Here is a 20967-nt window from a genome sequence, read left to right as displayed (position 1 = left end):
TTAGTCACCGCGCGACAGCGCGGGAAAAGATTAAGCGGAAAGCCGCTTACGGCCGCGCGAACGGCGAGCGGCGAGAACCTTGCGGCCGCCGGTGGTTGCCATGCGTGCACGGAAACCGTGACGACGCTTGCGGACGATCTTGGATGGCTGGTAAGTGCGCTTCATTTATTTAATACCGCGGTGTGCGGCCCTTCTTGATTCTGTTTTTCCGTTGAACATGACCTTGTCCGAAACCGTTATTCACTTTCGGGGTCATGCTCTATTGAACAGGAGCTGGTTCTTTCCCTTGCGATGGACAGCACAAAACCATCCGTAAAACCGCGCGGGCGAACGTGACGCGGCTTATAGGGTGAGGGCGGGAAAGAGTCAATGCCGTCATCATGGGCCGTCATCATGGGCTGTCATCGGCTGCCATCGCCATATGATCACAGCTGCGCTTCAATCGCCGCCTTGTCGATGACCGACCAGACCCGTCTTATCAGCGTATTCTCGAATTCGTAAAAAACATTTTCGGCGAACCGCACCCGCCTGCCGTAGACCGGCAGCCCCAACAGCATCCCCTTCGGCGTGCAGTCGAATTGCAGGCGGCTGGCGATGCGGGGCGGATCGCTGACAAGAAGCTCTATGTTGAAGCGCAGGTCGGGGATCGCCTCGAAATCCTGTTCCAGCATCCTGCGATAGCCATCAAGGCCCAAGGCCCTGCCATTGTGCACGGCCTCTTCATGCACATAAAGTCCGAGGTCATCCCAGTCCTGCCGGTTCAGGCATGCGATATAGTCGCGGTAAATCTCGGCGAGCGGTTGCGCCATGCTTTCCTCCTCCGGGAGAGCGGTTCGGTCAAAACGAGCTTGCCGGGGCCGCACCGGCTATTTGTTTCGTCGCATTATATTGCGCATCGCAGCCGGATGGAAACCAGTCGAGCGAACGGATTTCCCCGCGTGGACGCTCCATGCTTTTGCGGGAAATGCTGTTTTCACTGAAATAGCATCATTCAGGCTGGCATTGGCATTGCCAAAGCGGATCAGGGCTTTAATAAGGATACGCAACATTTTCACATGCGGGCCATGCCCGCGGAAGAGCAGTATCGAGAGGAGTCCACCATGAGCATCCGTCGCATCGGAGTCGGCCCGCGCATGAGCCAGGCCGTCATTCACGGCAACACCGTTTATCTCGCCGGTCAGGTGGGAAATCCTGGCGCCAGCGTCACAGACCAGACCAAGGCCGTTCTGGCCGAGGTGGACCGTCTTCTCAAGGAAGCGGGCTCCGACAAGACCAAGATTCTTCAGGCCATCATCTGGCTCGCCGACATGAAGGACTTTGCCGAAATGAACGCCGTCTGGGATGCATGGGTCGATCCGGCTCACACGCCTGCACGCGCCACCGGCGAGGCAGCGCTGGCAACGCCTGACTACAAGGTCGAGATCATCATCACCGCCGCGGTGTAATCTGGCCCATAAAAGATTACCCCGTCGAAGTTGCGGCTTCGGCGGGGTTTTTCATGAGCGGTTCCCGTCGGCAGTGCCGACCAGACCCTTCGCACTTTTGCCGGAAATGCCCTATTCGCGTATGCGCTCCGAAAAGCCGTCGCGTCCGCCTGCGAGCGCCCTTGCATCGATCGATGCGCGCTGGCGCAGTTCCTCCAGCGTGCCGCCATTTTCCAGCCAGCCGTGATCATAAAGATAGCCGGGCAGGAAGCCTGACAGAAGAATGCGGTAATCGAAGGGGAAGTTCGGGTCCAGCACCCGCGCCATGTGGAAGATGATCGTGGTGCAGTTCGCGGTCAGCGTATTGTAGAATTTCGGCTGCTCGGCCAGTTGATTGCCCAGCGCGACATAGGAGAGGAAGAGTTCGCGCGCGCCTGCGGGCGGCAGCTTGACGCGATAGCGATAGACGTTTTCCTTGCGGACATTGGTGCGCAGATAAATGATGTCGCGTTCTTCCGCCGCGATCATCGCCAGCTCGAACTGGCGGAAGAACCCGGCAATGGCGGAAAAGACCTCGTGATGCTCGCGGCGGATTTCGCCTGAAAACACCACATGACGACCATCCTCGAAGCCGAACGACAGAAGTGTGTGGGCGATAGCCGGGCTCGACCAGTAGGAAAGAAAGACGTCGACCGATGTGATCTTGCTGAGGTCGTAGGTTTCTTCCTTCCAGTTGGGCGTGAAATCCTCCGTCGTCCGCCAGATGAAATCGCGGACATTGGATAGGGTGACGAGATCGCCATTGACGTGCCCGGTCACCGTGCGGGCAACATCGGGCGCCCAGATGCGATTGAGGGACGGGCGCACCGTAGACCAGGCCGCCAGCATCGCCAGCGCAAGAAGGCAGAAGAAGAGCCGCCTGCGCCAGCAGCTGTAATGTCTTTCGCCTGCAATCACCGCAAGGGCGATCAGAAGCCAGATGGCGATGACGGAGCCGCGCATGGCATCGCCGAAGGGCAGCTGAAACCACATGGCGAAGCTGGCCCAGATCGCAAAGACAAGGGTGAATAGAATGAAGACGAATTTGCCTGCGATGCGGACGGGAGCCGATTTCAGGAGAGAAGACATATGCATTCCGTATTCGTCAGTTGCCGCCGCCGGGAACTATTCCGTGTGCGGAAATCGCGGCGATACTGACATGATTTGCATCGTCATGTCATGGGGGTAAGTGTGGGAACACGAAATTTAGATTCTATATTAGAATTCTTGCAAAAAGGCTCTCGCTGGCGGCTTATTTCTTTGCCGCGATTGCTTTACCGCGCGGGCGGGAAACAGGCTTGCGGTTTCGGGCGTGCGGACGCACCAGACGCCACAGCAGAAGCGCGCCGACGATCCCGGCATAGATGACCGGTTCGGCGGGCCAGCTTTTCACCGACATGATGAAATGGATCGCGCCGCCCGCGATTGCCACATAGACCAGCTTGTGCAGGCTGTTCCAGCGCCGCCCGAGCTTGCGGATCGACCAGTTGTTGGAGGTCAGCGCCAGCGGCACCAGCAGCACAAGGCTGATCATGCCGATGGTGATGAAGGGCCGCCGCACGATATCGGTGACGATGGCGGAGATGTTCAGGCCCTGATCCAGCAGCATGTAGGTGGCGAAGTGCATCAGCGCATAATAGAAGGCGAGGAGACCCAGCGCCCTGCGGTAGCGCAGCAGCGCAATGCCGGTCAGGTCGCGGATCGGCGTGACCATGAGGGTGAGAATGAGGAAGCGCAGCGCCCACAGGCCGAGCGTGTGTTCAAAGGTCTTGACCGGATCGGCGCCGAGATTGCCGCTTGCGCCCAGATAGAAGGTCCAGACAGCCGGGACGAAACCGACCGCGTAAAGCAGCCAGATTTTCCATTCACCGGGCCGGGTTGTTTTCTTCCGCTCTGTCCGGGTCGCAGCCGCCATGTCAGTAATTCACCTTCAGGTCCATGCCCGCATAAAGCGATGCGACTTCCTCGCCATAGCCGTTGAACGGCAAAGTCGGGCGTCGGCCCGAGCCCAGAAAACCGCCTTCGCCGATGCGCCGCTCGGTCGCCTGGCTCCAGCGGGGATGGTCGACCTCCGGGTTCACATTGGCGTAGAAACCATATTCGTTGGCGGCCTGCTGCTGCCACGAGGTAGGTGGCTGCTTTTCGACGAAGCTGATTTTGGTGATCGCCTTTATCCCCTTGAAGCCGTATTTCCACGGCACCACAAGCCGGATCGGCGCGCCGTTCGCATTGGGCAATGTCTCGCCGTAAAGGCCGACCGAGAGGATGGTCAGCGGATGCATGGCCTCGTCAAGACGCAGGCCCTCGATATAGGGCCAGTCGAGAACCTGAAAGAGGCCGGTCTGGCCCGGCATTTCCTCCGGTCGCACGAGGCCGGTAAAGGCGATGTATTTGGCCGAACCGAGCGGCTCCACCTGCGCCAGCAGGCTTGCGAGTGGAAATCCGATCCACGGAATGACCATCGACCATGCTTCGACGCAGCGCATCCGATAGATGCGCTCTTCAAGCGGCATCCGGGAAATCAGGTCCTGAATGTCGAATTCCTTCGGCTGCTTGACGAGGCCGTCGACGGTGAGCTTCCAGGGCAGCGGCTTGTAATTGCCGGAATTGGCGGAAGGGTCGCTCTTGTCCGTGCCGAACTCGTAGAAATTATTGTAGGTCGTGACGGCATCCTGCGGCGTCAGCTTCTCGTCCACCTTATAGGCGGAAGCCTTGGCCTTCAGCGGTTCGGCAAAAGCCGAAGAGGCAATGCCAGCGGCAGCGAGAGCACCGGCGCCGACCATGAAGGAGCGGCGGTTGAGATAGAGGCTTTTGGGCGTCACCGCATCATAAGTGAGGCGGGCGGATGAAAAACGCCCCGGTTTGAAGCTGCTCATTGTCGTTCCCACTTCCAAAATGATTGACCCTCAAGTTGCAGACATGATTCCACGTAAAGGCGTCAAAAGCATGGATAATCTGCGGCCAGTGCGGTGGTCACGCATTGTTGAAGCCGCGTGAATGCGTAACAGAATTGTAACACGATGTAACTTTTCGTGCATTCTGCCATATTCTCGCTAAAACTCTGCTGTTAACCGCATTACATTAGCGCAACCGAACGAGCGACTTCGGACTAAATTCGCTATCGCCGGCAGGGGTGGGGACGCACCCGGGAAGAGCTGCCTTCAAACCTTCGTTAACGTCTCATTGGCTATGTTGAGATCATGGTAAAGAAGATGTTTATGGCCGCTTTGGCGGCAGCTGCATTCACGGTGGCGGCTGGCTCGGCTCTGGCTGAGGGACAGCCCGTTTCGACCAACGGTCAGGGCAAGGCCCTGAGCGCCATCGCCGCATCGATGAAAGAAGAGCAGGGCGCTCCCAAGCTGGGTGAAGGCGTGACAATGCGCGAGAAGAAGATGGATACGGAAACGACGCCGGAACAGAATTTTTCGCGCAGCAGGCAGTTCATCCATCGCTTCTACAAGCCGGAAAACGCCTCCAGTGAACTGGTGATCCTGCTGCACGGTTCGGGCGGAAACGAAACCAGCCTAGTGCCGATGGCATCCAAAATCTGGCCGCGCGCCACGCTGCTCGGCATTCGTGGCCGCGTGATGCAGGATGGCGGCACGCGCTGGTACAAGCGCATCACGCCCGTAAAGTTCGACCAGAAGGACATCAAGCTCGAAGCCAATGCCTTCGTGACCTTCCTCACGCGTCTGGCCGACGATAAGGAACTCGACCTTACCCACGCAACTTTCGTGGGCTATTCGAACGGTGCCAATCTTCTGGCGGCGACGATGATGCTCCACCCCGATCTGGTGAAGCGCGCTGTCCTCATGCGCTCGATGCCGGTTCTGGACAATGCGCCTGCCGCCAATCTGAGCAAGGCGCGCGTTCTCACCATCACGGGCGAAGACGACAAGCTTTATTCACCCTTCGCGCCGGCGCTTTCAGCGCTTCTGCGCTCCGGCGGCGCGCGCGTCGACGCCCGCACCATCGATGCGGATCATATGCTGGGCGAAAAGGATGTCGCGGCCATCAGCCAATGGGTAGCGTCGCTCGGACCAGATGGCGCACCGGCGGTCTCGATGAAGTCGAAGTAAAGATGGCATCAATGTCTTTGCTTGATAAGTAATCGCAAATATTATGTTGGCCGGCGGAAATTGTTGCGTTTCGCGACAAAAAGGTTGATCATCTGGAAAATCTGTCATAGATGTTTGCTATTATATGTGAATGTAATAGCGATTATCTAGTTTTATTAATAATAATATTTTTATTGAATTTCTGTAGATAGTTATAGTTAGAGAGAATATAAATGAAGAAAAATACTGTGCTGTGGGATGGCCCTGCGGGGTATGGACCGGTTAGCCGCATATTTCATTGGTCTATGGCATTCTTATTCTTCTGCCAGTTTGTGATTGCGATCACACTGTTCTTTTCCGGTGATGGTCCCGTGGGTAACCTGCTCTGGCCTATCCACCAACAGCTCGGATTTTTCCTGTTTTTGTTGGTTTTCGCTCGTGGTATTTGGGGCGTATTGAATCTTGCCCACCGTCCGCCCAAGCAGGGATTGTCGGGCAAACTGGCGACGTTGGGGCATTTGGTCATCTATGCTCTCATGATAACGGTCCCGGCTTTGGCACTGTTGCGTGCTTCTGGTGATGAATACGGCTTCTCATTTCTGGGCATTCAGATTTTCAAGCCAACAGGAACGGAAAACACAGCATTAACTGCTCCGGGCAATGCACTTCACAGTCTGCTTGGTTGGGTTCTGTTGGTGGTCGTTGTAGGACATGCAGCCATGGCGCTTTTCCACCATTTTGTGCTGCGCGACGATACGTTGCATAAAATGACAGGCCATAAACCAGAGAATTTACGTCCCAAACCCTAATCGGCTATCGAAACCACGCCGCAATCCCCGGCCTCCGAGCCGAAGACGAGGCGGTGGCCGTGCTCGTCCCAGCCCATGCTGGTGATTGCGCCCTTGCCGGGGCGGCGCAGGAGAACTTCCTTGCTGTCGGCGAAACGTGCGATCAGGATCATGCCGTCATTATAGCCAATGGCCACAATGTCCTCGACCGGGTGGCAGGCAACCGATGTCACCATGCTGTCGCCGCGAAGGCCAAGCTCCAAGGGAGCCTTGCCCATCGGGCCGTCCTTGCCCGCAAAAGGCCAGACGATTGCCGCAGGCGCGCCGGAAGTGGCGAGCCACTTGGCCTTGGCGCTCCACGACCAGTCCTTCACCTTCGCCGGATAGCCGGTCATGCGCATGTGCTTCGTATCTTCGAGACGCCAGCCATGCAGCGCATTTTCCTGCATCGAGGTGATGAGGAAGCGGCCATCGGGCGAGAAGATTACGCCGATATGCGCGCCTTTCCATTCCAGTTCGACGGGCTTTGCCGCCGTGCCGGTCCAGATCAGCGTTGCGCCGTTATAGCGTGCAATCGCCAGCCGCTGGCCCTTCGGCGCAAAGGCGATGGCTTCGACGCTGCGTTCCTGCGCAAATTCCTGTACCTTGCCGTCGGACGTGCGCACCCACGCAGTGCGGCCGGACGCAAAACCGACAGTTCCGCCGGGGCCTGCTGCGACAGCGGTCATCCATTTGCGCGGAACCTTTGCAAGTTCGCTCACCGTTCCATCGACGTCGGTACGGCACACGCGACCGTCTTCGCCGCCGGTGATGAGCGACTTTCCATCAACGGAAACGGTCGCGCTCAACAGCCCGTCATGGGCGGCAGAGGTCCTGCTTCCATTGTTGAGCTGATGGATCGCGCCAGCGGCCATGGCGAAGAAGGGAATGCCGCCGACAAAGCGCGCATAAAGACAATGACCTTCAAGGTCGAGCGGAGCTACTGTAGGCATCGGCTTCCGGTATTGTTTATTGATGAGGGCATTTCCAGCACAGCTTTGGAGCGGTTACTGGAAATGCGCAAGAGGAAACAGGGAGCGCTCCCGGTTCGGTCCGAACCGGAGGCTTATTTCGCCTGGCTGTTCTCGAAGCCGGCCTTCAGGGCGGCGGGGTCGAGTTCGCGTCCGATGAAGACGAGGCGGCTTTCACGCTTTTCGTCTTCCTTCCAGGCGCGCTGGTGATCGCCTTCGATGATCATGTGCACGCCCTGCACCACATAGCGGTCCGGGTCGTCCTTGAAAGCGATGATGCCCTTGAGGCGCAGGATGTTCGGTCCCTGCGTCTGGGTGATGTTCTGTATCCACGGGAAGAATTTCGCCGGGTCGATTTCACCCGCCCTCAGCGATACCGACTTCACCGTCACATCATGGATCGGCGAGGCGTGATCGTGGTGGTGATGATGGTCATGATCGCAATCAGGGCCGCATACATGGTCGTGATCGTGGTGATGATCATGGTCGTGATCATGCGCATGGTGATGGTGTCCATGATGGTCATGATCATGGTGATCGTGATCGCAGTCGGGGCCGCATACGTGGTCGGGATGATCGTGGTCCAGGAAGTGCGGATCGTTGTCCAGAACACGCTTGAGGTCGAATGCGCCGCGATCCAGCACGCGGTCGAGCGGGATGGAGGCGCGCTCGGTGCGGTGGATGATGGCGTGCGGGTTGATGGCGCGCACGGTCGCCTCGATGGCGGCCAGTTCCTGCGGCGTGACGAGATCGGTCTTGTTGATGAGCACCACGTCGGCAAAGGCGATCTGGTCTTCCGCCTCACGGCTGTCCTTCAGGCGCAGCGGCAGGTGCTTGGCATCGACAAGGGCGACAACCGCATCAAGGCCGGTCTTGGCGCGCACGTCGTCATCCATGAAGAAGGTCTGCGCGACCGGAACCGGGTCGGCAAGGCCGGTGGTTTCCACGATGATGGCGTCGAAACGGCCCGGGCGGCGCATCAGGCCTTCCACCACGCGGATCAGGTCGCCGCGCACGGTGCAGCAGATGCAGCCATTGTTCATTTCGTAGATTTCTTCATCCGACTCGACGATCAGGTCGTTGTCGATGCCGATCTCGCCGAATTCATTGACGATGACGGCATAACGCTTGCCGTGGTTCTCGGTCAGGATGCGGTTGAGAAGGGTGGTCTTGCCCGAACCCAGATAACCGGTCAGGACGGTCACGGGGATGCGGCCAGCTTCAGTGGTCGTCTTGGTTTCAGACGGAGCTTCGGTTTGGGCTTCAGCCTGGCTCATGGTCATGCCTCTTGAAGTTGTGGCCTTGTGAAGTCGGGGTCAAGGGCAGCCAGCGCGTAGCGGCACGGCACCGAAACCCCGGATAGGACAATTCATATAAGGGAAGGGCGGCGTGAATGCCATATGCAATGCTATAATATTACATTCTCGTCGTTCACGATGATGGCAGTGGCTTTTCCCGAAGCTTGCCGTATGCAGACGTCAGATATCACCCCTTTAAAGAAGCTTCCGATAGAAGATCACCCGCTCCGTTTCATCAAAACCCAACGCCGTGTGAAAGCTCTGGCTGTCCCGGTTTTCAAGCAGAACGTCGGAGGCAAATTCGGTGCAGCCTTTTTCCCGGCCCCAGTTTGCGATTGCCTCGCAAAGCAAGCGCGCGATGCCACGCTGGCGATATTCGGGAGAGACGTAGATTCCCTCGAGGAACAGGACAGGCGATGTCTCGCAGCCGTTGACATAGTCGCGCCGCAACGCTGCCTCCGCGAAGCCTGCGATCTGACCGCCAGCGCTTTCCGCGATGAATGTTACGGCATCAGGGTCATCCTGATCGAGCGTCTCGTAAATCTCCTGCAGATGCTGCTCAAGGCTGGTGTCGGGCCAGAGCGCATGGCGCAATTGCGCCCATGCCTCGGCATGTTCTCTTCGTGCGACGAGCGTGCCCATCCCGATATATCCGGGCTCAGCTCGCCTGACTGGCGAGACGTTGCGATTTGAACCGGGCGAGATCGAACCTGTCGACATCGCGCAGCAGGTCGATGAAACCGGCGACCGCGTTGGCGATCAGCTTTTCCCCGGCTTCCGCCGTTGCGGCGGCGGCGTTGCCGGCAACGCCTTCCGAGTTGAGATCGTGCATCTTCCAGCCGAAGGCATGCGGGCCGTAAGCGCGCAGGAACCTGAACTCCTCGGCATAGCGCGACTGGGCATTGGAGAAATTGCGCGCCTTCGACATGTCCACCAGATCGGGGCGCAGGGCCAGCATCACCGATGTCTCGATGAAGCCGCCGTGAATGTCGAGCGCCTTTTCCTCCGGCGTGATCAGGCCTTCCGGCAGGCCGAAGCGGGTCCAGCTCGTGGCAACGGCAAGCATGTCGAGCCGTGTGCGCAGCTCCGTCGCGACAATCGTCATCAGGGGCGAATTTCCGCCATGCGCGTTCAGCATGACCAGTTTGCGGATGCCGCCCGCGTGAAGGTTTTCACCGATGCCGATCCACTGGTTCACAGCCTCGGCATAGGCGAGGCTCTGGGTTCCTTCCGTGTCCATGTGCTCGATGGAATAGCCGACCGGCTGGGCGGGCAGGAAATTGACGTTGAGTTCGGCGGGCAGCGCATCGCTGACGCGCGCGACAATGCCTTCGGCGATGATCGTATCCGTTTCAAACGGCAGGTGAGGCCCATGCTGTTCGTGAGCGCCAAGGGGCAGGACGACAATCATGTCGCTGTTTTGCTCGCGCAGATCGGTCATGTTTTCCTCGCTTTATTCTTTTCTTCGAGCCTGAGACCCTAACGCTCGTTAGCCATGACAGCAACCGGGCCTTGTTGTTTCATAAGTCGGACAATATTTTACGATATATGAATGGACGGGACTATCGATCAGGCGACAGGAAATAGTTTATTTTGAACAGGCACCTCGTCCGAAACCGTTTCGCTTTTCGGGGATGTGCTCCAAAGAAACAAGGGCGAGGTGGCGATGAGCAAGGACAATAAGGCGGTTGTACTTTACCGGCTGCAATCCGTGGCGAGGCTGTCGCGGACGGTGCTGGCCACGCGGCTTCTGGAGCAGGGGCTCTATGCGGGGCAGGACGCGGTCATGCTGCAACTGGCGGCCGAGGACGGGCTGACGCCCGGCGTTCTGGCGCAGCGCCTGGGCGTGCGTCCGCCCACCATCACCAAAACCATTGCGCGCCTGCAAAGCCAGGGGTTCGTCGCCAAGCGCGCCTCGGAAACCGATCAGCGCCAGTCGCATATCTATCTCACGCAGGCTGGTCTCGAGACCATCAAGGCAATCGAGAAGTCCATTCGCAAGACCGAGAAGGACATGCTGAAAGGCCTCGACAAGAAGGATCGCAAGACCTTCCTCAAGATGCTGAGCCGGATGGAGAGCAATCTTGCGCTTCGTGGCGTCGTGCGCCTTGCGGAAGAAGCGGAAACGGAAGTGCTGGAAGAGGACGAGGTGGAATAAGTCCGCCCTTTCTCCGGCTCTAACTATTTGTTTTGACGCGCATCTTGGCGGGAAACCGTGAAACACTTTTCAGGTTGCGTGCTATCGAAAATGCTTCCAATTCAAGGATGGCAATGGCATAACCGTTCGCAGGACGAACGGTCGCGTCCTGCCTTGTCAGGTTGCGGCTGCGTCTCCGACTGCGGCACGGACCAATTTGGGGAGGCGACTTGGCCCAGAAAATAAAGCTATCGACCATCGCTGACGCGCTTGGTGTTTCGACAGCCACAGTTTCGCTCGCTTTGCGCGACAGTCCCCTCGTTGCCGACCAGACCCGCGAGAAGATCAAGGAACATGCCCGCGCCATCGGTTATATCTATAACCGTCGCGCTGCGAGCCTGCGCACCTCGCGTTCCGGCATTGTCGGCGTCGTGGTGCATGACATCATGAACCCGTTCTTCGCGGAAATCCTCAAATCCATCGAAACGGAACTGGACCGGTCGCGGCAGACCTTCATCCTGTCCAATCACTACGACCAGCTCGAAAAGCAACGCACCTTCATGGATACGCTTTTGCAGCTCGGCGCGGACGGAGTCATCATGTCGCCCGCCATCGGCACCCCGCCGGAAGATATCCAGCTTGCCGAAGATAACGGCCTGCCGGTCGTGTTGATCGCGCGCAGCGTCGAGGGTGTTCATGCGCCGGTGTTCCGGGGCGACGACGCCTATGGCATCGGCCTTGCCACCAATCACCTGATTTCGCTGGGGCACACGCGCATCGCCATGATCGGCGGCACCGACCAGACCTCGACGGGCCGCGACCGCTATCGCGGCTATGTGCAGGCCATGGAAAAGGCCGGGCTTGAGGTTCGTCCCGACTGGCGCATCGCCGGGCCGCGCACGAAGCAGGGCGGCTTTGAGGTCGCGCCGCAATTTCTGGCGCTGAAGGACAAGCCGACGGCGGCGGTCTGCTGGAACGACTTGACGGCCATCGGCCTGATGAACGGCATTGCCCGCGCCGGGCTGGTGCCGGGCGAGGACATTTCCGTGACCGGCTATGACGATCTGGAGGAAGCGGCCATTGCGACGCCAGCGTTGACGACCGTCTGGAACGGCCAGCGCGAGGTGGGGCGCCGTGCGGCGCGCGCGCTGCTCGACCAGTTGAACGGCGTCGAGGTGTCCTCGATGCAGGAACTCATCAAGCCGGAACTGCATATCCGGCAATCGACGTCCAAGCCGAAACACGGCTGATTTCCCCCGCACCGGCTCTCTTTCGGGTCGGTTTTCTTTACGCATTATCCTAAGCAAAACCGCTGCGCACTTTTGCTGGAAATGCTCTACGCATGAGGAATGCCATGACAAAACGCGACGCGACAATTCTGGTGCTCGGCAATTTCGACGACTATGCCGTGCAGAGGCTTTCGGGCGAGTTCAATGTCCAGCGTATCGCGCGCGGCGACACGGCGCTCCTCGATGCCGCCTGGGCGAAAGACGTGAAGGGCATCGCCAGCATGTCGACCGTCGATGCGGCGCTGATCGACGCCTTGCCCAATCTCGAAATCATCGGCAATTTCGGCGTCGGCTACGACGCCGTGGATGCGAAACATGCCGGTGCGAACAATGTCATGGTCACCAACACGCCGGACGTGCTGACCGAGGAAGTGGCGGATACGACCATTGGCCTCCTGATCGACACGGTGCGCGAATTGTCGAAGTCGCAGGAATTCCTGCGCGCCGGCAACTGGGTGAAGGAAGGCCGCTATCCGCTGTCCCGGCTTTCGCTGCGTGGGCGCAAGGTCGGCATTTTCGGCCTTGGCCGCATCGGCAAGGCGGTCGCCCGACGCATCGAGGCATTCGGCCTGCCGATTGCCTATCACAATCGCCGCAAGTCGCCGGATGTCGCCTACGAATATCATCCGAGCCTCAAGGAACTGGCCGAAGCCGTCGACACGCTCATTCTGGTAGCGCCGGGCGGCGCGGAAACGGCGAAGGCCGTCAATGCGGACGTGCTGAAGGCGCTCGGACCGGAAGGCGTGCTCGTCAATATCGGACGCGGTTCGGTGGTGGATGAAGAAGCGCTTGCCGAAGCGCTGCAGAACGGAACAATTGCCGCTGCCGGTCTCGACGTCTTTGCAAACGAGCCGCATGTTCCGCAAGCCTTGCTCGATGCGCCGAACACGGTCCTCCTGCCGCATATCGGCTCCGCCTCGGTCCGGACCCGCCGCGACATGGCCAATCTGGTGATCGACAATCTCATCGCGTGGTTCGACACTGGTGAGGCGCTGACGCCGGTGCCGGAGACGGGGCACGTTAAGGCAGTAAGGCAATAGGGCAGTAAGGCAGTATGTTAAGGGAATAGGGGAATAAGGGAGTAGGGGAGTATGTTTGGCTTGCGGACGACCGCAACGCACATATCCTTCTCTGCCCTACTGCCCTACTGCCCTACTGCCCTACTGCCCTACTGCCCTACTGCCCTACTGCCCTACTGCCCTACTGCCCTACTGCCCTACTGCCCTACTGCCCTATGTCGACGCACTGCATCGCCGAACGCCTCGAAGATCTTGCGGGAAGGGGCATCGGAATGCACCCAGTATTCCGGGTGCCACTGGACGCCGACGACAAATCCCTTCGCATTCTTCACCGAGACGGCTTCGATAGTTCCGTCTTCCGCAACGGCTTCGACCTCAAGCTGCGGCGCAAGCCTGTCGATCGCCTGCCGGTGGACGGAGTTCACCCGCACGCTGTCTTCCTTCAGGATTTCCGCGAGGCATGAGTTCGGGTTCAGCTTGATCGGATGCTGGATGGCGAAACGCTCCGCCTGGCTTTCCGATTCCGGCGCTCGGTGGTCCATCCGGCCTTCCAGCTCCTGGATTTCGGTGGCGAGCGTGCCGCCCAGCGCGACGTTCAGTTCCTGTATGCCGCGGCAGATGGCCAGAACCGGAACGCCCTTTTCAATGGCGGCGCGGATCAGCGGCAGCGATGTCGCGTCGCGGGCATTGTCATAAGGCTCAAAGGCCGGATTCGGCTCCACGCCGTAAAGGGCAGGGTGAACGTTCGATTTGGAACCGGTGACGAGAAGGCCGTCCACCGCATCCAGAATGGCGTCGAGGTCCATCCGGTCGCCGAAGCTCGGCACCAGAAGCGGAGTCACACCCGCAACATCGATGGCGGCTGCCAGATATTGTTCCGGCGCGGCGTGCCAGGTGTAGTTTTCAAATGGCTTCACATCGGTCGGTACGGCGACGAGAGGGCGAGAAGTCTTGGGCATAATGTTCGATTCCACCATTCGGAATATGAAGCGGTTTTGCGTGAGGTAATGCCTAGAAACAAAGATAAAGGGCATTCCCAGCGATCCAGTTCGAACCGGAAATGCCCTGTTTGCTCTGTTCCTTACTTCTCCGCAACGGGGCGCGCAATCACGAACAGGTGTCGTCCTGCGGCCCTGCGGTCGGTCTTTTGATTGTGCCTTCTGTGTATTGTGTTGATTTGGACTGATTTTTACGGTCGAAGATGGTTCAAATGCTGCTTCCGATAATCTAGGAATGAATAAAGACGGATTGGCAGTTGAGGGGATGAATGACTGACGATCAGCTTTTCTCCGTCAGGGGCAAGGTCATTGCCGTGACGGGTGGTTCTTCAGGGTTGGGCCTCAGGATGGTCCATGTGCTGGCAGGGCACGGTGCGCATGTGATTTCGATCTCGCGCACCCATGCAGGGGAAAGCATTTGCCCCTCGGGCGGCGAAGTGCTGGAAATCATGGCGGATGTGACCCATCCGGATGAAATCGTCCGTGCTTTCGATGAAGCGGAAGCGCGTTTCGGACCGATAACGGCGCTTTTCAACAATGCCGGCGTTGCGCATATGGCGCGCGCGCTCGATACGACGCGCGACATGCTCGAACATATTTTCGAGGTGAATGTCGCCGGTGCCTTTTTCGTGGCGCAGGAAGCGGCGCGCCGCATGATCCGGCATGGCGAGGGCGGCTCCATCGTCAACACGACCAGCATTCTGGGCGAGCGTCCGCAGAAGGGCGCTGCCGCTTATTCCATGTCCAAGGCCTGCGTGACGCAGATGACGCGGGCGCTGGCGCTGGAATGGGCCGCGCACGATATTCGCGTCAACGCGATTTCGCCGGGCTGGTTTCCAACGCGAATCAACGAAGAACAGCTGCAGGGACCGGCAGGGGGCTACTTTAAAGGGCGAAACCCGATGCGGCGCCTTGGCGAGCCGCAGGATCTGGACGGGGTTGTGCTGATGCTGGCCTCCGACGCCAGCCGCTATATGACCGGTTCGATCATCACTGTCGACGGGGGGCACCAACTCTGACAGAGTTGGAAGCTTCTTGCGGTTATTTCCCGCCGCTGGACCTTGGATGGCAGGATTTTTCTCTAAAAGGCGGGACTCTGGCGGCAGAATATCCATCGTGACTAATCTGGATTAATTCTCCGCGACGCGACAACTAACCTGCGCTGTTCTCCAATTATGGCTGTTTCAGTAATATTAGGACAACTAAAACAATACATGCCTCTGGTTGTAATTGCCGGACAGGGGTTGTGCGTCTATGGTTTTCCTTAAAAAACATCTGAATACATCTTATGGTGGTCGGCATGACAGCTTGTGGTTTAATATCCCGAAAGATATTTTTAAGTCATTGGTGCGATATTGCTGCCCCATACAAGGGATTAAATGCATCGAATGTGGCAAAGCCGTAAACCTGAGATACCTGCAGATGTGCGGCTATCTTTTCTCAGAGCGCTGTATGGTAATCGTACGACGCTCTGGTTCGGCTTGCTCGCGCACGTTGTAGCCTGTGTCGTCATCTATGTGAAAACCGATGACTGGCGCTATCTGATGTTTGCCGGCGTCTTCGCGATCGTGGCGGTCGGCCGCATCTTCGACATGCACAAGTTCGATCAGGCAAGGCAGCAGCCGCTTTCCCATGCCGATCTCGACCGGTGGGAGACGCGCTATCTGATTGGCGCATCCGCCGTGTGCCTGACGCTCGGCATGTTATGTTTCTTCTCAAGCTTCGTGCTGCGGGATTCCTTTGCCGAACTTGCCAGCCTGACCGTGCTGCTTGCCTCGGTCGTTTCCATCGTGGGCCGCAACTATGCTTCGGCAAAGGCCGTCATCCTGATGTCGGCCTGCACGCTCCTTCCCGTTCTGGCGGGGCTCATTCTGGCGGGGACGCCGTTTCACGTCATCATCGGCCTGCTGCTGATCCCGTATTTCCTGTCCAACATCCAGATGGCCAACGGGTTGCGCGAATTTCTCTTCGCGGCGGTCATGGGCAAGCGCCGCCTGTCCATCGTGGCCGGGCGTTTCGATGCGGCGCTCAACAACATGCCGCAGGGCCTTTTGATGTTCGACAGCCAGCAGCGCATCGCCGTCATCAACAACAAGGCCAAGGCGATGCTGCAGATTGCCGAGCATACCAAGCTGCATGGCCGCAAGCTCGATGTCCTTCTGCGCTATTGCGCCAAGAAGGGGCTGTTTCCGCAGACCGACCTGAAAAGCGTGCATGTGCGCATGCAGGACCTCCTGATCGGCAAGCGCGCCCGCGACATTTTCCAGCTTTCAAACCAGCGCTATATCGAATGCATCGGCAACCAGACCCTCAATGAAGGGGCGGTCCTGATGTTCGAGGATGTGACGCAGCGCGTGGAAGCGGAAGCGCGCATCCAGCATATGGCGCGCTATGACGGCCTGACCGGCCTGCCGAACCGCAATTATTTCGAGACCATGGTGCGGTCGCTGCGTCCCCATCAGAAGAAGGGCACGCAGGTTGCGCTCATCGTCATCGACATCAACCATTTCAAGCATGTCAACGACACGCTGGGGCATCATACGGGCGATGTGCTGTTGCGCCTGTTCGCCGAACGGCTGAACTCGCTCGATCCGCAGCGCTTCGTTGCATCGCGCTTCGGCGGCGACGAGTTCGTGGTGTTTGTCTTTAACCTGCGCGGCGAGGCCGATATTGCCGGGGTGATGGACCACATCATGGCGGTGGCGACCGGGGTTTACGATCTCGACGGCGATCAGGTCCAGATCGATATCAGCGCGGGCGTGGCGATCGAGAATGTCGAAAGGTCCGATGTCGGCAGCATGCATATCAATGCCGATCTCGCGCTTTACGAAGCCAAGAGCACGGAAGAAAAGTCCTGGTCGGTCTTCGTCGATGCGATGGACACCAAATATCGCGGACGCCAGAAACTCAAGGCGGATCTGCGGCTCGCCATCAATCACGGCGAGATCAAGGTCGTCTACCAGCCCATCGTCAGCGCGCAGTCCCTGCGCGTTGTCGCATGTGAGGCGCTGGCGCGGTGGGAGCATCCGGAGCTTGGCTTCGTGCCGCCTGCCGAATTCATTCCGCTTGCCGAGGAAATGGGCATCATCACCGACATAACCCGCTTCATGCTGGAGCAGGCCTGTGCCGACTGCCTGTCATGGGGCGACCGGATCGGCGTGTCCGTCAACCTGTCGGCCATCGACCTGAAAAGCAACGACATTGCCCGGGATATCGCCAATGCCTTGCAGAAATCCGGGCTTCCGGCGCATCGGCTCGAGGTGGAAGTGACGGAAAGCGCCATCATTTCGGACCGCAACAAGACATCGATGGTGTTGCAGCGGCTCAAGAATGCCGGGATCAATATCGCGCTCGACGATTTCGGAACCGGCTATTCCAGCCTCAGCTACCTCAATACATTGCCCCTGACCAAGGTGAAGGTCGACCGCTCCTTCGTGCGCGACATCACCACCGACCGGCGGTCGCTGATGCTGCTTCGCGGCGTCACCCAGCTTTCGCATGAGCTGGGGCTCGGCGTGACGGTCGAAGGTGTCGAAACCGAGGAACAGCTTGCGCTCATCCGCGTGGCGGCGGGCGCCGATCTCGTCCAGGGCTATCTGCTCGGCATGCCGGTGCCCGTGGAAGCAATCAGCGCCATGACCGCGAAGGCCGCAGCGCGCCGCGATGGTGGGCGAACCGTCGCCTGAGCGGGCTTGCCTATTGCCGCCTTTCAGGCGGAATACTCCAGAAAACAGGAAATGAAGCGGCTGCGATTCCACCTGATCGTCGGGCTGAATCTTTCGGGCTGAAACGCCCCGCCAGATCGCCCCGCCAGTCGCCCCACTTGAACCGTTCGGGCGCGTGCCTCCAGTTGGGGGCTGCGCTGCAAAAGCGCTTTACCCGGTATTCTCCGCAGTGCATTGCAGCGGTTCATTTATAGTACACATAAATCTGAATAAATCTGAATAATAGGGATATTTTTCCGGGGAACTATCATGCTCATAATAGATTGGAGGAGTGAATATAAGTATTCATTCATGTGCTTATAGAAAAGATATTCGGCTCAATCTTGTTGTTTGAGGGGAGGCTAATGAAACGATTGTATCACTATACTTTATACATTCTGGTCGCATTGGTTGTTGTTGCCGGTGTCGGCACGGCGGTCTTCTGGAAGAAAATCCATGAAACCTGGGCCGTCTATCAATATGCCCAGATGTTCAAGGGGCCGGAGATTTTTGAGAATTTCCGCAATGTCTACAAGCGTTATCCGTCCGTGCGCATTCCGCATGAAGGCGAGGTCAGCCCGCTTGCCAAGGCGGAGCAGCCCCTGCCGGAAACTTTCGTCTACAAGGGCGAAACCCGCAAGATTTCCGACTGGCTGGAGCGCGGCGGCACCACAGGGCTCATCGTCCTCAAGGATGGCGTCATCGTCCACGAGCAATATGACCACGGCAACAGCCCGGCCACCCAGTCCATCGCATTTTCCGTTTCAAAATCAGTTGTTTCCTTCCTTATCGGCAATGCCGTCCGCGATGGCCTGATCGATATCGGCCAGCCGGTCGACCGCTATGCGCCCGTGCTGGCCGAAGGCGGCTACAAGGGTGTGACGGTCAAGAACGTGCTGCAGATGGCATCCGGCATCGGCTTCAACGAGAACTATGGCGATCTCAATTCCGACATTGTCCGCTATGCCGTGGAGCTTCTGACCGGCTCGATCACGAATTTCACCGCGCATCTGAAAAGCGTGCGTCCGCAAGGAACGCTCAGCCAGTATGTTTCGTCGGATACGCAGGCGCTCGGGCTGGTTCTGGAAGGCGCGACGGGCATTCCCTTGCAGGATTACATGAAGGACAGGCTCTGGTCGAAGCTTGGGGCCGAAGCCGATGCCTTCTGGATCGTGGACCCGACCGGGGAGGCTGCCGCAGCAGGCGGGATGAATGCCGTGCTGCGCGATTATGCGCGGTTCGGGCTGCTCTATCTCAACGACGGCCGCAACTTCAAGGGCGAGCAACTTGTGCCCGCGCAGTGGGTGCATGATTCGGTGACGCCGGATGCGCCTTATCTGATGCCCGGCCGCGAGGATGCGTTCGGCAAGATTCCGTTCGGCTATGGCTATCAGTGGTGGACGCCGGTTGACTGGCAAGGCGATTTTAGCGCTGCCGGCATCTATGGGCAGTTCATCTATGTCAATCCCGCCAGGCGTGTGGTGATCGCCAAGACCTCTGCCCATGCCAGTTACAATGTCGATGGGCAGGATATGAAAGACGAAACCATGCATGCGTTTCAGGCGATCGCCAACGCACTTTGAAGAGCTTTTTTCAAATTAAGGCAGAACGCTGAAATGGCCCGTAATCGGGCCATTTTGCACTTTTCGTCGGATATTCCTGCGTAAAAGCCCACCTCAATTGTGGCGAACGAACGTTCATTGTGCGGCGACAAAAAGGCAGGGCACAAAGTTATATCTTTACATGCTGATAAAGGCGCATATTCTGCACACTGATTTGCGGGGTGCGGAAAAATCGATTGCATGACGAATACAGCTGTTACAGGCGATAAACCGCCATTGTCCAATTTTGCGCGGCAGCTGTTGCAGTTTCTCGACCGGGTGGAATATCGCCGTATCGTACATGCGGAGGACCTCGAGGAAATCGGCCGCCTGCGCTATCGTTCCTACCGCACGCGCAATGTGATGCACGAGGCGGAAGTGCCGTCCATCGTCGATGATATCGATCGTGACAGCCATGCTTTCGTCTATGGCGTGCATGTGGATGGGCAACTGGTCAGCACGCTGCGCATCCATCACATCACGCCCGATCATCGTCGCGGCACGAGCTATGCGCTTTTTCCGGATATCCTCGATCCGCTGCTCAACAGCGGCATGCATTTTGTCGATCCGACCCGCTTTGCGGCCGATCCGGAACTGTTGAGCGAATATCCCGCCATTCCCTATATCACCTTGCGCATCGCGGCGATGGCGTCGGAATTTTTCGCGGCGGATCAATGCCTTGCCTCGGTGAAGCCCGAGCATATGGCCTTTTACAAGCGCATTTTCGGCACTTCGGTCATGGCCGATGCCCGCGAGCATGAAGGCTATGGAATCAGGGTGGGGCTCGGTGCTGCACCCATCCGCAATATCCGCGATGCGGTGGCCGTGCGCTTCCCGTTCTTCAAGTCGCAGCCGCATGAGCGCCGCGCCATGTTTGCCGACATGCGGGACAGTTCCGTGCCGCTGACAATCCTGCCGACGGCGAAATATACCGGGCTCGGCATATAGGAATCTGAAAACATCGCGGAGCTTAAACAATTAAATATAGCCAGAAGGGCAGTTTCGCTTTACGAAGATTGCGGAACCGCTTCTGCGGAGAGAGGGTAGCTGCGACGAAAAGCCTTGCGGTCAATGCATCGGTTTGTTCGCTCGCGCATTGAAGATTGCAGGCATTTCCGCTTAACATGACGGTGTATGGGCGGAAATTTTAAAGCGTGTTGCGCTTTAATCTTGTTTTCACGCATGTCTTTGTCCCGAAACCGGTTCCCACTATTGGGAGACATGCTTTAAATGGGTGGAACTAAAATGGCAGAACATCATACGACGGCTCCGGCTGAACTTGGCGCACCGATGGACTATTCCGAGCATGAGAAAACTTATGCCGGTTTCACGGGCCTGGTTAAATGGAGCACGGTGGCGCTTATCGCCCTTATGATTGCCATGGCGTTCGGCTTTTTTGCTGGTGGTTTCTTCTCCGCGACCGTTCTTTTCATCCTAGTCTGTGTCGCTGCCTGGTTCATTCTTTCGTGACCACTGCCGCCGGATTTCAGCTTCCGGCGCAGTATCGTTGAACTGAAGCGCGAACCGGGGTCAACCCGCACGATTTGATCGAATGCCTTGGCATGGAATACCGTGCCGAGGTTTTATGCATGTCTATAGTTC

The 20967-nt window shown here is 58.1% G+C and carries 22 protein-coding genes; 11 read left to right on the top strand and 11 right to left on the bottom strand.

From position 1 onward, the window contains the following. Positions 1-30: 30 nt before the first annotated feature. The 3 genes from rpmH to ABWW28_RS13410 form a co-directional block, all read right to left on the bottom strand. The gene (rpmH, locus tag ABWW28_RS13420; RefSeq protein WP_006467565.1) at positions 31-165 is read right to left on the bottom strand and encodes a 50S ribosomal protein L34; all 135 of its coding nucleotides are present in this window, start codon (positions 163-165) and stop codon (positions 31-33) included. A 260-nt stretch (positions 166-425) separates the two neighbouring features. Then, complete coding sequence (locus ABWW28_RS13415) at positions 426-809, bottom strand: ester cyclase (RefSeq protein WP_021587096.1); 384 nt, start codon at positions 807-809, stop codon at positions 426-428. A gap of 57 nt (positions 810-866) precedes the next feature. After that, a complete protein-coding gene (locus ABWW28_RS13410; RefSeq protein ID WP_151599413.1) occupies positions 867-1049 on the bottom strand; it encodes a hypothetical protein in 183 nt (60 codons plus the stop codon). Between the two features lie 51 nt (positions 1050-1100). On the opposite strand from ABWW28_RS13410, the gene ABWW28_RS13405 reads away from it, so the two are divergent. Then, a complete protein-coding gene (locus tag ABWW28_RS13405; protein ID WP_006472300.1) occupies positions 1101-1445 on the top strand; it encodes a RidA family protein in 345 nt (114 codons plus the stop codon). Between the two features lie 111 nt (positions 1446-1556). Here ABWW28_RS13405 and ABWW28_RS13400 read toward each other — a convergent pair whose 3' ends face one another. From ABWW28_RS13400 to msrP, 3 genes are all read right to left on the bottom strand, one after another. Then, positions 1557-2558, bottom strand: coding sequence for an Lnb N-terminal periplasmic domain-containing protein (locus ABWW28_RS13400; protein ID WP_151659049.1), 1002 nt, complete (start codon positions 2556-2558; stop codon positions 1557-1559). 157 nt (positions 2559-2715) lie between these two features. Then, positions 2716-3378: a protein-methionine-sulfoxide reductase heme-binding subunit MsrQ gene (gene msrQ / locus ABWW28_RS13395; protein ID WP_151659050.1), complete on the bottom strand. Its 663-nt coding sequence runs from the start codon at positions 3376-3378 to the stop codon at positions 2716-2718. A gap of 1 nt (position 3379) precedes the next feature. Continuing rightward, positions 3380-4339 carry a protein-methionine-sulfoxide reductase catalytic subunit MsrP gene (gene msrP / locus ABWW28_RS13390; RefSeq protein ID WP_100651738.1) on the bottom strand — a complete coding sequence of 320 codons (960 nt, stop codon included), beginning with the start codon at positions 4337-4339 and terminating at the stop codon, positions 3380-3382. 324 nt (positions 4340-4663) lie between these two features. Here msrP and ABWW28_RS13385 point away from each other — a divergent pair, with 324 nt between their 5' ends. Further along, entirely contained in the window at positions 4664-5542 is an 879-nt protein-coding gene (locus ABWW28_RS13385; protein WP_021587092.1) for an alpha/beta hydrolase, read from the top strand. Between the two features lie 212 nt (positions 5543-5754). Then, complete coding sequence (locus tag ABWW28_RS13380; RefSeq protein ID WP_151599415.1) at positions 5755-6330, top strand: cytochrome b; 576 nt, start codon at positions 5755-5757, stop codon at positions 6328-6330. On the opposite strand, the gene ABWW28_RS13375 is transcribed toward ABWW28_RS13380, so the two are convergent. The 4 genes from ABWW28_RS13375 to ABWW28_RS13360 form a co-directional block, all read right to left on the bottom strand. Continuing rightward, a complete protein-coding gene (locus tag ABWW28_RS13375; protein WP_353391144.1) occupies positions 6327-7301 on the bottom strand; it encodes a WD40 repeat domain-containing protein in 975 nt (324 codons plus the stop codon). The two genes, ABWW28_RS13380 and ABWW28_RS13375, sit on opposite strands and share 4 nt — an antisense overlap. A gap of 113 nt (positions 7302-7414) precedes the next feature. Continuing rightward, the gene (locus tag ABWW28_RS13370; protein WP_031346844.1) at positions 7415-8596 is read right to left on the bottom strand and encodes a CobW family GTP-binding protein; all 1182 of its coding nucleotides are present in this window, start codon (positions 8594-8596) and stop codon (positions 7415-7417) included. Positions 8597-8812: 216 nt separating this feature from the next. Then, a complete protein-coding gene (gene aac(6'), locus ABWW28_RS13365; protein WP_021587090.1) occupies positions 8813-9259 on the bottom strand; it encodes an aminoglycoside 6'-N-acetyltransferase in 447 nt (148 codons plus the stop codon). A 16-nt stretch (positions 9260-9275) separates the two neighbouring features. Then, positions 9276-10058 (bottom strand): creatininase family protein, encoded by a 783-nt coding sequence (locus ABWW28_RS13360; RefSeq protein WP_021587089.1) that lies wholly within the window; start codon positions 10056-10058, stop codon positions 9276-9278. Positions 10059-10283: 225 nt separating this feature from the next. On the opposite strand from ABWW28_RS13360, the gene ABWW28_RS13355 reads away from it, so the two are divergent. The 3 genes from ABWW28_RS13355 to ABWW28_RS13345 all read left to right on the top strand — a co-directional run bounded on the left by ABWW28_RS13355 (position 10284) and on the right by ABWW28_RS13345 (position 13083). Continuing rightward, a complete protein-coding gene (locus ABWW28_RS13355; RefSeq protein ID WP_021587088.1) occupies positions 10284-10775 on the top strand; it encodes a MarR family winged helix-turn-helix transcriptional regulator in 492 nt (163 codons plus the stop codon). A gap of 209 nt (positions 10776-10984) precedes the next feature. Then, positions 10985-12004, top strand: coding sequence for a LacI family DNA-binding transcriptional regulator (locus ABWW28_RS13350; protein ID WP_006471199.1), 1020 nt, complete (start codon positions 10985-10987; stop codon positions 12002-12004). A 104-nt stretch (positions 12005-12108) separates the two neighbouring features. Further along, positions 12109-13083: a 2-hydroxyacid dehydrogenase gene (locus tag ABWW28_RS13345; protein WP_031346841.1), complete on the top strand. Its 975-nt coding sequence runs from the start codon at positions 12109-12111 to the stop codon at positions 13081-13083. A gap of 176 nt (positions 13084-13259) precedes the next feature. Here the strand turns inward: ABWW28_RS13345 and ABWW28_RS13340 are convergent, their stop codons facing one another. Continuing rightward, positions 13260-14021 carry a gamma-glutamyl-gamma-aminobutyrate hydrolase family protein gene (locus ABWW28_RS13340; RefSeq protein WP_036592939.1) on the bottom strand — a complete coding sequence of 254 codons (762 nt, stop codon included), beginning with the start codon at positions 14019-14021 and terminating at the stop codon, positions 13260-13262. A 308-nt stretch (positions 14022-14329) separates the two neighbouring features. Between ABWW28_RS13340 and ABWW28_RS13335 the strand changes: the two genes are divergently transcribed. From ABWW28_RS13335 to ABWW28_RS13315, 5 genes are all read left to right on the top strand, one after another. Further along, positions 14330-15079, top strand: a complete 750-nt coding sequence (locus ABWW28_RS13335) for an SDR family NAD(P)-dependent oxidoreductase (protein WP_006467551.1) — start codon at positions 14330-14332, stop codon at positions 15077-15079. A gap of 369 nt (positions 15080-15448) precedes the next feature. Next, entirely contained in the window at positions 15449-17746 is a 2298-nt protein-coding gene (locus tag ABWW28_RS13330) for a putative bifunctional diguanylate cyclase/phosphodiesterase (RefSeq protein WP_025090826.1), read from the top strand. Positions 17747-18129: 383 nt separating this feature from the next. After that, a complete protein-coding gene (locus tag ABWW28_RS13325) occupies positions 18130-19347 on the top strand; it encodes a serine hydrolase domain-containing protein (RefSeq protein ID WP_031346839.1) in 1218 nt (405 codons plus the stop codon). A gap of 219 nt (positions 19348-19566) precedes the next feature. Further along, positions 19567-20313, top strand: a complete 747-nt coding sequence (locus tag ABWW28_RS13320; RefSeq protein WP_006467548.1) for an N-acyl amino acid synthase FeeM domain-containing protein — start codon at positions 19567-19569, stop codon at positions 20311-20313. Positions 20314-20610: 297 nt separating this feature from the next. Next, positions 20611-20835, top strand: a complete 225-nt coding sequence (locus ABWW28_RS13315) for an aa3-type cytochrome c oxidase subunit IV (protein WP_006471190.1) — start codon at positions 20611-20613, stop codon at positions 20833-20835. Positions 20836-20967: the final 132 nt, after the last annotated feature.

Origin of the sequence: Brucella sp. NBRC 14130, from assembly GCF_040371715.1 — a bacterium.
Taxonomy (GTDB): Bacteria; Pseudomonadota; Alphaproteobacteria; order Rhizobiales; family Rhizobiaceae; genus Brucella; species Brucella intermedia.
This window is presented reverse-complemented; position numbering and strand designations above follow the sequence as displayed.